This is a genomic window from Acinetobacter sp. P1332, from assembly GCF_044057475.1.
Classification (GTDB): domain Bacteria; phylum Pseudomonadota; class Gammaproteobacteria; order Pseudomonadales; family Moraxellaceae; genus Acinetobacter; species Acinetobacter johnsonii.
Genome location: NZ_CP171157.1, coordinates 1297272 through 1311006, shown reverse-complemented (window position 1 = coordinate 1311006; position 13735 = coordinate 1297272). Strand labels below are relative to the sequence as shown.

21 protein-coding genes and 1 tRNA gene are annotated in these 13735 nt (G+C 41.6%); all 22 read right to left on the bottom strand.

Annotated features, from left to right (window positions below; genetic code table 11):
• Positions 1-24 precede the first annotated feature (24 nt).
• Positions 25-969, bottom strand: coding sequence for a phage tail tube protein (locus tag ACFN7Z_RS06445; protein WP_395442639.1), 945 nt, complete (start codon positions 967-969; stop codon positions 25-27).
• A 63-nt stretch (positions 970-1032) separates the two neighbouring features.
• Complete coding sequence (locus ACFN7Z_RS06440) at positions 1033-1467, bottom strand: hypothetical protein (RefSeq protein WP_278805031.1); 435 nt, start codon at positions 1465-1467, stop codon at positions 1033-1035.
• Positions 1464-1856, bottom strand: coding sequence for a hypothetical protein (locus ACFN7Z_RS06435; RefSeq protein ID WP_395442638.1), 393 nt, complete (start codon positions 1854-1856; stop codon positions 1464-1466). The genes ACFN7Z_RS06440 and ACFN7Z_RS06435 overlap by 4 nt, the downstream gene beginning before the upstream one ends.
• 2 nt (positions 1857-1858) lie before the next feature.
• Complete coding sequence (locus ACFN7Z_RS06430; RefSeq protein ID WP_395442637.1) at positions 1859-2116, bottom strand: hypothetical protein; 258 nt, start codon at positions 2114-2116, stop codon at positions 1859-1861.
• Positions 2103-2489: a hypothetical protein gene (locus ACFN7Z_RS06425; protein ID WP_395442636.1), complete on the bottom strand. Its 387-nt coding sequence runs from the start codon at positions 2487-2489 to the stop codon at positions 2103-2105. The genes ACFN7Z_RS06430 and ACFN7Z_RS06425 overlap by 14 nt, the downstream gene beginning before the upstream one ends.
• Before the next feature lie 51 nt (positions 2490-2540).
• Positions 2541-3260, bottom strand: coding sequence for a hypothetical protein (locus ACFN7Z_RS06420; protein WP_063454317.1), 720 nt, complete (start codon positions 3258-3260; stop codon positions 2541-2543).
• Positions 3261-3288: 28 nt separating this feature from the next.
• Entirely contained in the window at positions 3289-3657 is a 369-nt protein-coding gene (locus ACFN7Z_RS06415; RefSeq protein WP_395442635.1) for a glutamate 5-kinase, read from the bottom strand.
• A complete protein-coding gene (locus ACFN7Z_RS06410) occupies positions 3654-4037 on the bottom strand; it encodes a hypothetical protein (protein WP_395442634.1) in 384 nt (127 codons plus the stop codon). The genes ACFN7Z_RS06415 and ACFN7Z_RS06410 overlap by 4 nt, the downstream gene beginning before the upstream one ends.
• Positions 4038-4042: 5 nt before the next feature.
• A complete protein-coding gene (locus ACFN7Z_RS06405) occupies positions 4043-4168 on the bottom strand; it encodes a hypothetical protein (protein ID WP_395442633.1) in 126 nt (41 codons plus the stop codon).
• Between the two features lie 52 nt (positions 4169-4220).
• A complete protein-coding gene (locus tag ACFN7Z_RS06400; RefSeq protein WP_395442632.1) occupies positions 4221-5171 on the bottom strand; it encodes a major capsid protein in 951 nt (316 codons plus the stop codon).
• Positions 5172-5185: 14 nt separating this feature from the next.
• Positions 5186-5911, bottom strand: a complete 726-nt coding sequence (locus tag ACFN7Z_RS06395) for a hypothetical protein (protein ID WP_395442631.1) — start codon at positions 5909-5911, stop codon at positions 5186-5188.
• A gap of 79 nt (positions 5912-5990) precedes the next feature.
• On the bottom strand, positions 5991-7091 hold the full coding sequence (locus tag ACFN7Z_RS06390; RefSeq protein WP_395442630.1) for a minor capsid protein: 1101 nt from the start codon (positions 7089-7091) through the stop codon (positions 5991-5993).
• 3 nt (positions 7092-7094) lie between these two features.
• On the bottom strand, positions 7095-8456 hold the full coding sequence (locus tag ACFN7Z_RS06385) for a DUF4055 domain-containing protein (RefSeq protein WP_395442629.1): 1362 nt from the start codon (positions 8454-8456) through the stop codon (positions 7095-7097).
• Positions 8453-9943 (bottom strand): terminase, encoded by a 1491-nt coding sequence (locus tag ACFN7Z_RS06380; RefSeq protein WP_395442628.1) that lies wholly within the window; start codon positions 9941-9943, stop codon positions 8453-8455. The genes ACFN7Z_RS06385 and ACFN7Z_RS06380 overlap by 4 nt, the downstream gene beginning before the upstream one ends.
• A 15-nt stretch (positions 9944-9958) precedes the next feature.
• Positions 9959-10471, bottom strand: coding sequence for a terminase small subunit (locus ACFN7Z_RS06375; RefSeq protein WP_395442627.1), 513 nt, complete (start codon positions 10469-10471; stop codon positions 9959-9961).
• Between the two features lie 4 nt (positions 10472-10475).
• Complete coding sequence (locus ACFN7Z_RS06370; protein WP_395442626.1) at positions 10476-10964, bottom strand: recombination protein NinB; 489 nt, start codon at positions 10962-10964, stop codon at positions 10476-10478.
• A gap of 19 nt (positions 10965-10983) precedes the next feature.
• Positions 10984-11286, bottom strand: a complete 303-nt coding sequence (locus ACFN7Z_RS06365; protein ID WP_160361922.1) for a hypothetical protein — start codon at positions 11284-11286, stop codon at positions 10984-10986.
• Positions 11287-11674: 388 nt separating this feature from the next.
• Positions 11675-11950, bottom strand: a complete 276-nt coding sequence (locus ACFN7Z_RS06360; RefSeq protein WP_395442625.1) for a hypothetical protein — start codon at positions 11948-11950, stop codon at positions 11675-11677.
• Positions 11892-12113, bottom strand: coding sequence for a hypothetical protein (locus ACFN7Z_RS06355; RefSeq protein ID WP_340872367.1), 222 nt, complete (start codon positions 12111-12113; stop codon positions 11892-11894). Before ACFN7Z_RS06355 ends, ACFN7Z_RS06360 begins: the two co-directional genes overlap by 59 nt.
• A gap of 2 nt (positions 12114-12115) precedes the next feature.
• Entirely contained in the window at positions 12116-12316 is a 201-nt protein-coding gene (locus ACFN7Z_RS06350) for a hypothetical protein (protein ID WP_395442624.1), read from the bottom strand.
• A gap of 319 nt (positions 12317-12635) precedes the next feature.
• Positions 12636-12712 (bottom strand) — tRNA-Arg (locus tag ACFN7Z_RS06345).
• A 462-nt stretch (positions 12713-13174) separates the two neighbouring features.
• Positions 13175-13726 carry a hypothetical protein gene (locus ACFN7Z_RS06340; protein WP_395442623.1) on the bottom strand — a complete coding sequence of 184 codons (552 nt, stop codon included), beginning with the start codon at positions 13724-13726 and terminating at the stop codon, positions 13175-13177.
• Positions 13727-13735: the final 9 nt, after the last annotated feature.

Genomic DNA, 13735 nt, shown 5'->3' with positions numbered 1-13735 from the left:
AGAACCGCCCAAAGGCGGCTAGATTTAAACTACTGTACGTGTGATTGTTGGTGCTTCTTTTACATGCTTAAACTCTAAGCTTAATGTGTGCTCATCATCTGCCGTGGTATCAGACAAGCCGTCATTATCAAGCTCTAATTTTGTAAAACCAAACACGTAAGAGTTTCCGAGCTTATCTACAATTTCGATTTCAGCAGTCATTCGGTCACGGGTTTCTACATTCTTAATCCAACCCTTAGATGCCGCAGTTAAAAGCACCGTAGAATTTAGACCAACAGCCACACGACCCTCTGTTACACGGCTTTTAATCAAACTTGCACCACCTAGACAACCTTTAGCATCAAGATTGTTGTTAATAGTGATTTCAAAGCTTTCAGCACAAGCAGTCCCAGCTGTATTCACGCCATTAATCTTAAATGCAGTTACATTCAATGCAGAGATAAATGGGGTGTCTGTTGCTGGCAATGGATTGGCTACTGGTAATGCTGTTGGCTCAGAATAGCCTGTAGCTGTAATTGTTGCAGCACCCTCAATCATGCCGTCAGTACCTCCAGAGATGGTTAGCTCACCTACACGGGCACCAGAGAACACCTCAATACGACTTAATTTTCGGTCATGCTTAACAATAGTGAAGGTTGCTAGATCGTTATCACCACCAATCTCTAAAACGCTTTTATCAGTATCAATCGCATCCACAATAAACACATTCCGAGATACCCCCTCTAAAAACATATCTTGGCTTAATGCTGAAAACTCAAAATTGATTGCGCCTGCGGCTGTTGCGGATGATGCAACAGAACCCTGCTCAAATACGGAATCAATGACTTCACCAGATGCAGTCAATTCGACAATTTTCTTTAATGAGTCGGAAACTCGTCGCAATGTGTGCCACTCGGGTGTCGATGGCAATGTGTTTGGTGATTGCTCTTTAGCAATATAAAGTGAAACGTCAGTACCTTTAGATGACATGACTTACTCCGTAAAAAATTTACAATAAAAAAACCGCCATGTAGGCGGTGGGTTTAAATTTGTTTAGTTGACTCGAAACTCAGCCCGAATGATTTTTCCATAAAAATCATCCTCATTTGAGCCATTGGCATTGTATGCAGTCATGCTCTGCGGTGCATGAACCTTATAGATTTCAAGATGAGATACGCCGAAAGATTGCAGGAACGAACGCCAAGAATCACACAATGTAGTCATGGCAAGAGTGCCTTTGTTTTTTGGCGCAAAACATTGGATTGAAATAATGCCTTGATCTCGAATACACGGGCCATTACCAATCGCTACCACCTGACTATCAGCGTACTGTACAAAAACTTTACACCACGACTTATCTGTTGGCGCCTTAAATGGCTGGCCATTATTTAAGGGTTGATTCTCAATGCGAAGGTTTGCTTTTTCTACACCAGTGAATTGACCAATTTTTTTATAAATTTCAGTTTCAGCTTGAGAGAGTGTCATCATTTGTATTTACTCGCTACTGATTGGAATGCAAGCGCATACACACCATGGGGGGTTTGATCTGAATGACCATTTTCAATCCTGAGTGCATAAGGCAAGGCATTGGTCAAATACACACAGTTGCCTAGTTTTGCTTTAAGGATGTTCTGAGCACCTCGATCAAAAGCTTTCTGATCTAAAGTGCCTTTAGGCGCTGTATTACCCTCACCTTCAATGTAGTGATAGGTAGGCCGATCAATTGTAATTAGGTTTGAGTTACGGAATGAGCCATCCATTACTGGACTACCCATAATTACGGCTTGCAACATTTCAGCACTCACTTTTCGCAAATGTTCATCACCAATCTTTTTTATTTCAAGCGCAAAATTAGTCGGTTTGTTTTTCCATCCCATAGCTATTCTCGATATTCAACAGTCACATCACCAAATAAAATTTCATGCGCCAATTCACCACTAATCATAACTGGCCGACATTCAATATCAGTCTTGATTCGAATTAAGAAGCCTTTTTCCAAATCCACATAAAAGGCATCTCTAATCTGCTCGCCATTTAAAAACACCGATTTAATGTTAGTAGCGCGAACATCAGCATGAAACGCCTGATCTGAATCAACTGCACGTTGAATTAGGTTTGAATCATCAATGTAAATCATCAGTTTCACTCTCCTGAAACATTGCAAAAAGATCCTGAGCAATCCGCTGTATTGAATAGGCTTCAAATTCAGTGCTGGGCTTTTTTTCACCCATCAGCTTTTTAATTCGCTGCCAGATATGAACAGCTTCATGTAATAAAAGCCCATGCACTTCAATCAGTGTTCTTTCGTCGCAATCACCCAATTGAACAATGCAATGTTTGCCACCATCGTAATAATCGACCTGAGCACCCGCACCTAAATGCATAAACTCTTGTGTGTCAGTCACATCATCAAATAACAGGTCGAATTGATCTTGATTGCGGACTAAAGTGTATTTTGAATGTTCAAAAGGTGAGATATGCCATTCGGGCACATAGTTGTTGCTGATCATAAATTCCACCCATTAAAAAACCCACCGAAGTGGGTTTTAATCTTACTTAAACTAAACAGCTTTTAACGATGCCAGTAGACTTGTAATAATTAACTCCGATACATCATCTCGTAACTCAAAATATTGCTGAAGCTTATTTGAATTAAAATCCAATAATTGTAAATATTCACCATAAAAATCATTATCTTCATCGACTGTATTAATTTCTTCAAGCTTAGCTATCAGATATAAGAGAATTTTTGAAATATCTTCTAATTTGCCTGCAACGATCCCAAAATACCTAATTTTATCTAAGAGAATATTATAACATTCTTGGATTTCTCTAATTTTATAACCAAAAGATAGAATTAGCTCTTGATTTTCTTTAAATATCTTATTATCTAAATAAATTGGTATTCGGTCATAATTAAGCTCAATTCTTGATTCTTCCGGCACCAGATATTCCATTTCTATATTTATAATATTTGCCTCCTGAATCAGTTTTTCAAATAACTCAAACTGATTAAAGACCTTGATTGCGAATTCATTTCTGACCTGCTTATTATGCTGCTCCCTCCAGTCACTAAATAACAGAAAAGCAGCAACTGGGGCTAGAAACATTGCTGTAATATTAAAGCCATCTTTCAATAAATTATATATATCACCCAGCTTTAGCGGACTTGATAGCCACGAACTTTCAAGCAAATACCCAACTATTAAATATAGAATAAAGAAAATTAATGTCCAAAACATTGCGTCTTGTAGTTTTTCTTTTAATGATTTCTTTGCCATAAATCCCCCTTAATTTAGAGGGATATTACTACACCTTTCTAAGCTGGCAAGTCCAAATACTATCCGTTGGGTCTGCACCAATATTCACGACTTTAAAATCGCCGTTACTGGTTGCCCAAACATCATCAATCTGAGGCACAGCGGTTACTTCATTTTGCAGAACAATCGCTTTTGCATCTTCGGCTTGATAATCAGCAGGCTTCACCAAGTCTTTTAAATACGAGCCAAACAGTACGCCACGCCCTGAGTATGATTCACTACCTACGACTGGATAAGTCTGTGTTTCAAAATCAAATACGCCTGAATAAATCGGTTTTTCACAGGTGAAGGTGTCAACTGCGTCAGCTAGGTCATCATTGAAGGCTGCTGCAAGTTCTTCCTGTAGCTCATCTCTCATATTCGATCCAGCCATTGCGCGCCTTGAGTCTTGGTGAATGGTGCAATTAATTCGCTAATAAATTGCTCATACACATTCAAATCTTCCGAGCCATCAGCAAAGGTTTTTGAAACACTGGTGCCTGATTGTGCTGAAATAATCTTGCTTGTTACGGTGGCTTTTTTACCTTGATATAACTGCCCTGCAATAATGCCCTTAATGACCTCATAACAGGCGAGCTTTAAGGCTTGCGGTACATCTGCACCATCTTTGTATTCTTTGACGTTACGAGCGCGTAAATACGCTTCTGATTGAGCCAGTAAGCGAGCTTTATCACTAGCCGTCTGACTAGCAAACTCGGTTACATTGTCTAAGGCTTCTTGTTCAGTGATATAGCTCATAATGCTTACTCGGTTTTTGGTTCGGGTTTTGGCTTGGTTGTTTTTGGTTTTGGCTCAGGCTGCTTTTCAGCTTCCTGTTTTGCTTTCTCTTCCGCTTCGCGACGCATGCGGTTAAATGCTGCTAATCCCATGTCTTATACTCCAATAAAAAGGGCGTGGCGGATTGCCACACCCTTAATTCAGTTAAGCGAGTTTATGTTTGAAAGCAACCATACGGATTTGCTTGTTCTCATAAACACGCGACCAGTTGGTGCTAGTTGCAAGACCTGCATTGTTTGGCGCAATACCTGTAGTGCCTGCCCATTTCACACCACGCGCATGAAGCACAAAGTGTTGACGGTTAATTAGAATATCCGAACCTGCCAAGCTATCGCGATCCGTTTCAACGCCCACTGGAGCGCCCACGTTTTGATAACCAACAGCGCCTTCGCCGAATAAGTAAGTGGTATAAACACCTGATTCAACTGGTAGGCCATCATCAACAATGACGCGCTTTGACATATAAGTTTTATACAACTCAACACCATCAGCATCACGTACAGTTTCGATCAAGCCATCTTTGGCAAGTTTTGCCATAGTTGCTGAATGCATTGCTACCGCAGTCAACTTATCCGTAGCATCACCAAGCTTGTAAGATGCATCGATGAATGATGCGCCATCAATCACGGCTGCTGCACCTGTTCCGCCTGAGATGTCCAGCACGTTGCCAGTCATGTTTGTTGCAGCAAAAACACCACCAAGCGAGCTTAATAAGATGCCCTGCATTTGACGTGCCCAGTAATCAGCAACCAAGTCACCAATCGCACCCATCGGATCATCACCTGACAATGCTTTCGCAAGGTCATTTGCGCCCCATGCTTTACCGCGAGCATGCAGAATTGCAACGTCTTTTGATGCTGTAATGTTGTTCACAGTCAAAGCTGTGGCGTCGGTTAATACTTCAGATTCACCCGATAAATCGTTCCAGAAAGGAAGATTTACAGTTGTACCGCCTGCTGTACCGAATGCAATAGGTTGATCCAACCCAGCAACAATACCCGACTGCCATAATGCAGACTTTTCTGCGGTTTTATTTAAAACGTACTGATTAAATAACTCAGGTACGATTACATTACTAATTTTAGTTTCAGCCATTGAGCTTCATCCTTTTAATTTAATTGAATGCCGTGTTCCGCAGCGATCTGCTTAGCAAGCTGTGGATTTTCATTTCGTAATTGACCGAGCTTGGTCAGGTTGACCGAGCCGTCAGCTTTTAGAATGTCTACCTTGCCGCTACCTTTTGACCCTTGAGCACCTGAACCCTGCGGATTCCCCCATAGCAACGGTTTAGTCTCTCGAAGTGTTGCTAGCCAATCAGTAATTGAAAGCGGTGTTTTGCCATCCTTACCATTGATTACTTCACCTTGAGCATTTACCGCCACAGGATCGCCATTTGCATCTAGCTTGAATTGGCTTTGAGCCAACATGTTCACCAGATCAATCGCTTCAGGTTGTACCCCTGCTTGAGCTGCATAAGTTGCAATAAAGCCACCTAAAACCTTGCTCTCCAATGTTTGAGCACGTGAAGTTTGTTCACTTAATTTCTGCTCGTAGTCTTGGCGCATTAAATCGGTTTTCTGTGCAAGAACTTCGTCAAATTTGCCCTCAGCAAGTTTTCGAGTAAGTTCGTCTTGTTTGGCTTTTTCAGCAAGCGAAAGCATTGCATCTACATCCACGCCATCAAACTTGGTTTTAAAGTCTTTTAAATCCTTGAGACTGCCTAGCAACTCAGAGTTTTTATTCTTTAGACCTTTAACCTGTTCTTCGATATAGGCTTGGATTTTCGGGTTATTCAGATCAATTTCTTGATCTTGGTTTTGGTTGTCGTCAGACATTTTGAAACTCCTAGAGTTACCGCCTAGCGGATTTTTTGACATAAAAAAAGACCCTTTCGGGTCATGGTTAAAATTTGATTTAGATACCTAAATTTTTAAAAGTCTTTTCATCCAATATTCTGAGTTCAGCGAGTGTGTACTGACGTCCTAGCGGATCGACAAATTTATCAATGCTGTAATTTCCATCTTTGAATAGCTTATAGCGTTTTTCACCAAGCCATTCTTTTTGGAAAAAGTCATCTGCTTTATTAAAAAACTGCTCGAATGAGGTGTTGGCGTCCAATTGACCAATCAGGCCGCTTCGCTCGTCTTTTGGAATATCCTTAATCTTTCTTTCGTCCATCACAAAAGGACGCTTGCCTGCTAAGTTCCCATCAGCATCAACTCCAACCAATACGGATCGGCAATGCGGGTGAAGTGGTGGTCGTCTAATCTTAGGGCTTTCAATTTCCCACATGGATTGGTCAAGACTGGCGCATGTTTTTGATACACGACCATCCAATGTGGCCACAAATTTAACGTGTGTGAATCCAAGCGCTTTGTATGTATCCATATAAGCAGTATTGGCTACATGGCTCCTTGCAGTTCTCACTACTCGATCAATATCACTTCTCGACTGCTGAAAGATACCATCTTGATAATCGAAAGCCATTTTGCCCTTGATGCGCTGCACAATCTGCTGATTCGTCCAACCATCATTAATGCCTTGTCGGATTGCATATTCAACTCGAAGCCGAGCATCATCTTTAATCTTATCGAATAACTCATCAACTAAAGCGCCACCAACTACAGGCACTTTTTTAGCTTTCTTGAATAGCTTCTCGCCATTAGCTTTGATGCTATCGCCAACCAATTTGGCTGCAAAGGTTGCTTCATGAACGGCCAGTGCTGTAGCAGATACCGCGAAAGCTTCAGGCAATGCTGTTGCAAGTGTTGATTGCCATGTTGCAAACAACCCCTGAATTTCTTTTAAAAGTGGTGTTGTGTACTGCCCACCACTCAACGCAACTCGTTCAGCATCCGACAATTCATCCAACAAATCTCGAAGCTTGCTTACCATAGCGTTTGATTCGCCATTAAACAGCGATATAAGCTTATTTACTTCACCGCTAGATAATCTATAGCTATATGCCGCATGTTGAGCTATGGCGCTTAGAATTGCGTCTTGTGATGTGTTCATAGGTTACTCAGTTGGGATATTTCCACCCATCGGCACTTTAGCTGAATCTTCTTCAATCAAATCATCTTCAGCTTCTTTATCACGCTCTGGAATCTTGCCAGTTTGCAAATAAGTCCAAACCGTATCAGAGCTGATTTTACCTGCCATCATCAAATTAGATAATTGCGCCAATATTTGCGGGTCAATGTCTTGGGCAAACTCAAGCGGAACTGTAAATCTAATTTCAGAATCATCAAGACCAAGCCACAAAGCGGCATATTTACACGCCTGCTCAATCGCTTCCGCTGCTGCTTTGACAACGGTATGGAGCGATGCATGCTGATCGTTTTGACGAGCTTTACGCGCTTCGCCTGATTCATTTGAGCCAGCATCAAGAACTTTCGCACCCGCTTCGACTGCTGCGGTCTTTTGAGAATCCATTTCGGCTTTGGTTTTCTCAATACCATTACCTTGAATTTCCATGAATCCACATGATGCGCCTTGAGGTAGCACCCAAAGCATCATTGGTCCTGAAACTTTTAGATCAACATTGTCAGCGCCAATCGTGTAAGGCTGCGGATGTGCGGTCAAGTAAAGACTTTGGTAATAATCAGCACTCAATTGATAATACTTAACAGCACACTTCGCCATTGAGTACAGTGGAATATCGTCAATTTCAGGCGAGTTATCTAAAGAACCCCCAAAAACAAAAGGGATAAAGTTAAGCCGCTTTTCACCCATTTTAGGCTCAAAGCTCTCTACTTCTTTTCCACTCTCGCTAAGTAGTCGAACTTCGTACTGGTTATCTGCCAATTCAAGCTCACGATAAAGCACTTCTGATTCGTGACCATACTTGCTTTGCTCTGCCTTTAAATGGCTCTCTTGCAGAACAATAAGCCTTGCATCACGACGACCACCAACATCGCCAGACTTCCAGTTGATAATGCTTAAACTGTCGTACATTGAGATATACGGCTGCCCTTTATCGTCAAAATCAACAAGCAAGCCATAGCGACCTTTACCAAGTGCTTCAACACAGCAACGGACAAACAACTGGTCAAGACCAAAACCGTCATTAGTTGCTTGGGTTTTAAGGATCTCTAGTTGCTTATGCACAAGATTAACTTCAGGCTTTAATCTCGTTAGCAAGCCGTTCATTGTGCGTACAGAGTCAGAAACCCACAGCGGATACTGTGCGCGGCTCTTATATCCACAATAGACATTTTGCTCAGGATCTAAGCCTTCTCTATCAAGCGCCAACATACCAGGCGTTTTTGATAAATATACTGTGCCCTTTTTAATAACTTCATCATTGAGTGCATCTTTCATCATCACCCACTTAGGGTAGTGCTTTGCATACTCTGGGTGTTGTGTATTTACACTCATATAAAACCTATTCGTTGTTGTTGTGGTTTACGATCTTTTCTACTCATCGCCACAGCAAAATATCTAAAACCATCGGCACCATGCGAAGTATGGTCATGCAGAGGTTTATCCTTCCAGCAGCCTTTCTTGTCATCCCACTCTTTGCGGTAGTTTTCCAAATGAGAAATACCTTCTCCACACTTAGCTTCATCAAACTCACATCGCGGTAAGATTTCACGGGCCAATTCAATGCCGTCCATGATCCCAATATTAGGAACCACTTGGAAACGAACTGAATATTTCACCCCGTCAATCTCATAACCCTCTTTGGCAATGTCTAAACGAGATTTACCATCGTTCATCAGTGAGCGGTTTTGAATGTCATGTGGAGCATAATGTGATGAATAGGTATAGCCGCGATCCTTCAGTACCTTGAAGTAATGACGCATCCCTTCGCCTGAGTTTTCGTAGTAGTCAATCACCTGATAGCGGTCTTCACCGATCTTGCGAATAAACCAGATCACCATAGAATCCGATACACCTAAATCCCAGAAGGTCATCACATCTAAATGAGAATTATCAGGTAATTGACCAATACGGCCATTCTCGTACAAGAACTTGAATTGCTTCTTGTAGTAAGCGCCCTCTACTGACTGAGCAAAGGCTTCCGATGGAATAGATGGATACTCACGCTTAATATCTTCACCGAGCGTTTTCTCTTTCTGCCAGTACCATTGCTGCTGCTCTGGTGTGGTATGAATGTTGTATTTGGCTTTTAGTTCAGCAAAGTAATCTTTTAGACGCTGCGGAATCTCAGCTGTAACTGGTAAGGCATAATCATGATTCTTCCACCATGAGAAGAAAAAGAATTTCCAGTCCAGAATGCCAAGCGTTCTACCTTGCAGTTGCAACTTCTCAGCGGTCTGGCAATAGTCATAGAAATAACCCGACTTACCTTCTGCCGTAGACTCAAGGGTAATCTTTCCGCCCAAGCCAACCGCTTCAAAAGCACCAGTGACAATCTCACGGGCCTTATCTGGATACTTGGCACAGATCTTACCGAATTCGGAAATATGTAATCGCTTTAGCGTTCCACCACGGAATGATGTACTGACTGTGACCGATCCACCTTTGGAGAATACAAGCTCTTCCTTGGTTTCAATGCTTAATGGATTGGCTGCACGTAATGGATGTGGCAGTTTCTCATAAGCGTATTTGACCTTTTCCCGGAACAGACGTTTAGCATCATGCAAGGTATGTGCAATCAAGGCACATTTATCCGACATGAACAATGCAGCATCCAATTGAATGATGCACATCTCAGTCGTAAAGCCGAGCTGACGCGCTTTTAGGATGATGTTTCTCGACCACTCGTTTTCAAAGTACTCAAGCTGCTCAAGTGTCATCTTGAACTTAACTTGTTTACCGTTCTTATCAGTGATGTAGTAGAGATTATTTAAACGGAAATGTTGGTCAATAAGTTTTGCTCTATGCTCAGGTTTAAGCATATGCCCTCCTTATTTTCAGACGTTGCTTAGCTCATCCATCAGGTCAGATAGTGATTGAATCTCAAGTTTTCCTGAATGTTCCACCTTGTCTTTAAACGCCCCAACCGAAACATGCCTACCTAGTAACTCAAGATTCTTCACCTTGTCAGGCCATTTGATCTTTTTAAAACAACCTTCACCATCACTCAGTTCAAGATTCTCAAGATTTACCACGTACTGTCGCCAAACTTTAGGCCATTCATTAACGGGTCGAATCTTCATTTGATCATCCATGATGTCCAAGACATCCATCTGGTCAATTTCGACTAAGCGCTTTAAGACATAGGCTGCATCAATTTGGGTTTGTTCAGCGCGTTTGTTTTGCGCTTCTTCGATTGCTTTTGCAATGTTGGGTTTTGCTAGGTTTTCACAACCAATGTCTCTTGCTGTCTTTTCGCTATATCCCGCGCGAATAGCCGCTTGCGTAGCATTCAGGTCTATCAGATATTCTTCGACAAACCTTTGCTGTTTAGGCGTTAGGTTCGCCATATCTTTACTCCTGATAACACCACTTCAAATCATCCGGCACAGTTAAATGCACACCCAACTTCACTACTGCAAAATCATGCACGTAATTCAAATACTCGGTCATCTGCTTAACGCTTAATTTGGTTGTGCTGCAAAGCCTTATCACTTGCTCTGCAATCACTCGATATTCTTCACATTCATTCTGCTTGAGCATTGCAATCGCATTGCAGGTCTCAGCAAACTCTTGATCATCACGACGATAGATATAAATCAGAAAGCGCTTCTTAAACTCGTAATGCAGCGAGTCTTTATCCTGACCAGTCTTTTTCTCTATCTGACCAAGCCACATCCACATGAGTCTGTTTTGTGCAGTGGATCTATCATCCTGCTTCTGATCAATTACCACTCTTAACGGCTTACCCTCATTAATCGCCTGGGTGTAATTGGTATGCATGTAGTTAATGGCTTTGGTGATGTCGGCATGACTCTGGATAGGAAACACGGCTTTTTGCATTTCCTATCTCCATTTCTATTTAAAAACTGGTTGGTTGAGCTACAGCACGAACCAGATACATTAGACCTGTTTGAAAGTCTGTCTTAGCCATAGCAGCAAATCGCTCAGGTGTTGCAGCTTCAAGGCGATCCCATTCCTCCGCATCGACAACTTGCTGACCTGCATCACACTTACAATTGTACCGTTGTGTTGATAAGTGCTTTTGCACTTTCTCAATCACGGCCTGAACTTGCGGGCCAATAGCTTTGATCTCATTCATTAGATCGATTTCAGCTTGAGATAAATCACGATAGCCTTTGATTTTTTGATGTTGGTTTTCCATATTCTTCTCACATAAAAAAGAGCCATCTGGCTCAGTTAAAAAATCTCTTTGTCTGTTTGATTCAACATCCGATCCACTTTCACCAGCCACTGATCAAACAGCTTTTTGCATTTCCTAATCCCAATAAAAAAGCCCATCAAATTAATGATAGGCTTTGCAGAAAAACACTACATACCGCATGTTATATCTGGCTGTCAGAAATAATAGCTTAAAATGCTTTCAGGTTAATTTCAAGCCATGTTTTGCCTGTATAGGAACGTCTAATATCACCAGTTTTGGTAAAGTAAAAAATCCCGTTTGGCGCAACAATCCAATACGTCGGATATTCCACATCAACTCTGTAATGTGTTGCCCCTTTTGGTTTGTTTTTAATTATATCGCTGCACACTTAAAAAACATCCCGATCTTTAATATTCATCATCAACTCAGTCTTAACCAACCACTTCTCAAACATTGCCTCACTCTCTGCCCGATTACCCAATTGAAAGGTATCAAATGCAGCATGGCATTTAAAACAAAGGGGAATTGTGAACTCATCACTTGCTTTAATTGCTCTGCCCTTACCATGCTTAGCACTATTTGAATGAGCAGCTTGGCTATGTGGATTACCACACCTCACGCAAGGTAGTGTGCGTATTGCTGCGAGTCTTTTGGGATTGCGCATTTAACTGTTCTTCTATGCAATGAATCTGTTTATTGATCTTGCGCAATTCAGCACCGCAAGACTCTTTAAATGCATAGCTTGAAAACAAATGGTTGTAATTCATCAATCGGCTACGGTTCTTTCCTAGTAATTCCAAATTCCGTTTTGCTTCTACGATGTCCATATTCACCGACCTTGACGTTTATATTTACGTCTTTTCGCCTGACTTACACGATTAGGCTTTGATTTATATTTTGATGGCTGGGTCAAACGCATAGCCAGCGATAATGCACCCAAACTATCTGTAGCTCGATGCATCCCCTCATCAACCATCATCATTCCCATATAAGCCATAGCCATACCCAAACCAATTCGACTTAATCGCATATTCACCACCAATAAAAAAGAAAACCCCGCCAATAATGCATATTTAGCGGGGTTCTATGTGCCGTAATACGTTCGGCTAAAGTCACCGAAGTGACAAGGGTTCATTCAACTTCTTTCAAACAATCCCGACACACCTTGATTTCTTCATCATCAACCGTGTAATCGATCTCAGTCGCACCATGTAGGCCGAATAAACAGAATAGGAATTGGAGCATGTGGATCTCCTTTTGATCTCATAAGCAAAGCAAACCACCGGATGCCTCAGCGCAATATTTCCGGTAATGCGCTATCTATGACAGGTTTGCTTTCTTTTGAAATCTGGCACGCCATGTAGGACTCGAACCCACAACCATTGGTATAGAAAACCCATGCTCTTTCCAGTTGAGCTAATGGCGCTTAAAAAAGGATGTGGTGATCTGCCACACCCTTGCCTTAGATTACGATATTGACCAGCTCAGCAACTGATCTACCGCTACTCGACACAATAAACTTCTCAAAGTTAGCTATTGATCCGCTTTGCGTCTTTCATCTTGATTAGTCGGGGTGTCACCCACAATTTATGGCTCTAAGGCTAACTCAATATGTGACGAAATCACATTGGATTCAAACCAATTTATACGGCTGGTTTCCGCATCTCACCGTTTGTGCTTCTAGCCGATATACCAAATTCGTATAGCAGCGTCACAAATCCGAATTACCTAATGGCTGACGTTATTTCATAAGATCACCAGTGAGTCGGGTTTATAGAATCTCAGGCATTAAAAAAGCCCACCTTTCGATGAGCTTTAATGACTTGGTCTCGGTTGAACCGTAATACGACCAGTATAGAAAAAGAATACCTTACATCCATATAGGATGTCAAACACTCAATTTTCTTAAATTTTTCCGGTACTGACCTACATAATGCTCTACCTCATCATTCAACTCTTTGAGCAAAAGTTCAACTGCATTACCTAGCCATGCATAGCGTTTTGAATAAGTATTTGGCTCAATATAATCAATTCCTGAAAATACTAAGCGGCCTTTCAATGTATGGTATTCACGCAACTTTGGACGCAATGAATAAAACAGTTCCATACGTGCAATATGTTTGCAGAATTGCTGCATATCAAAGCTTTCACGCTGCTTATCCATTTCCTCCTGCGCCATGCGCCACAAATAATCAGAAATGTATCTTGTGACCACGGAATAATTATCTGTATTATCCCGGAAATCACCCCATACCAAAATTGACGCATAAGCCTTGGTTTCATCATTTGGCATTAAAGCAATTGCGCCACAACGATCTTCCCAATTGACAGGGATTTCATTTGTTGGTGGTGTATCTGCTTCGTAATTTGCTGTTTTGGCTCTTAACTGCTGCCCCAACCATTCAATATTTGTCATCTTTTCAGCTACCATCGCATTCATCCCTATCCC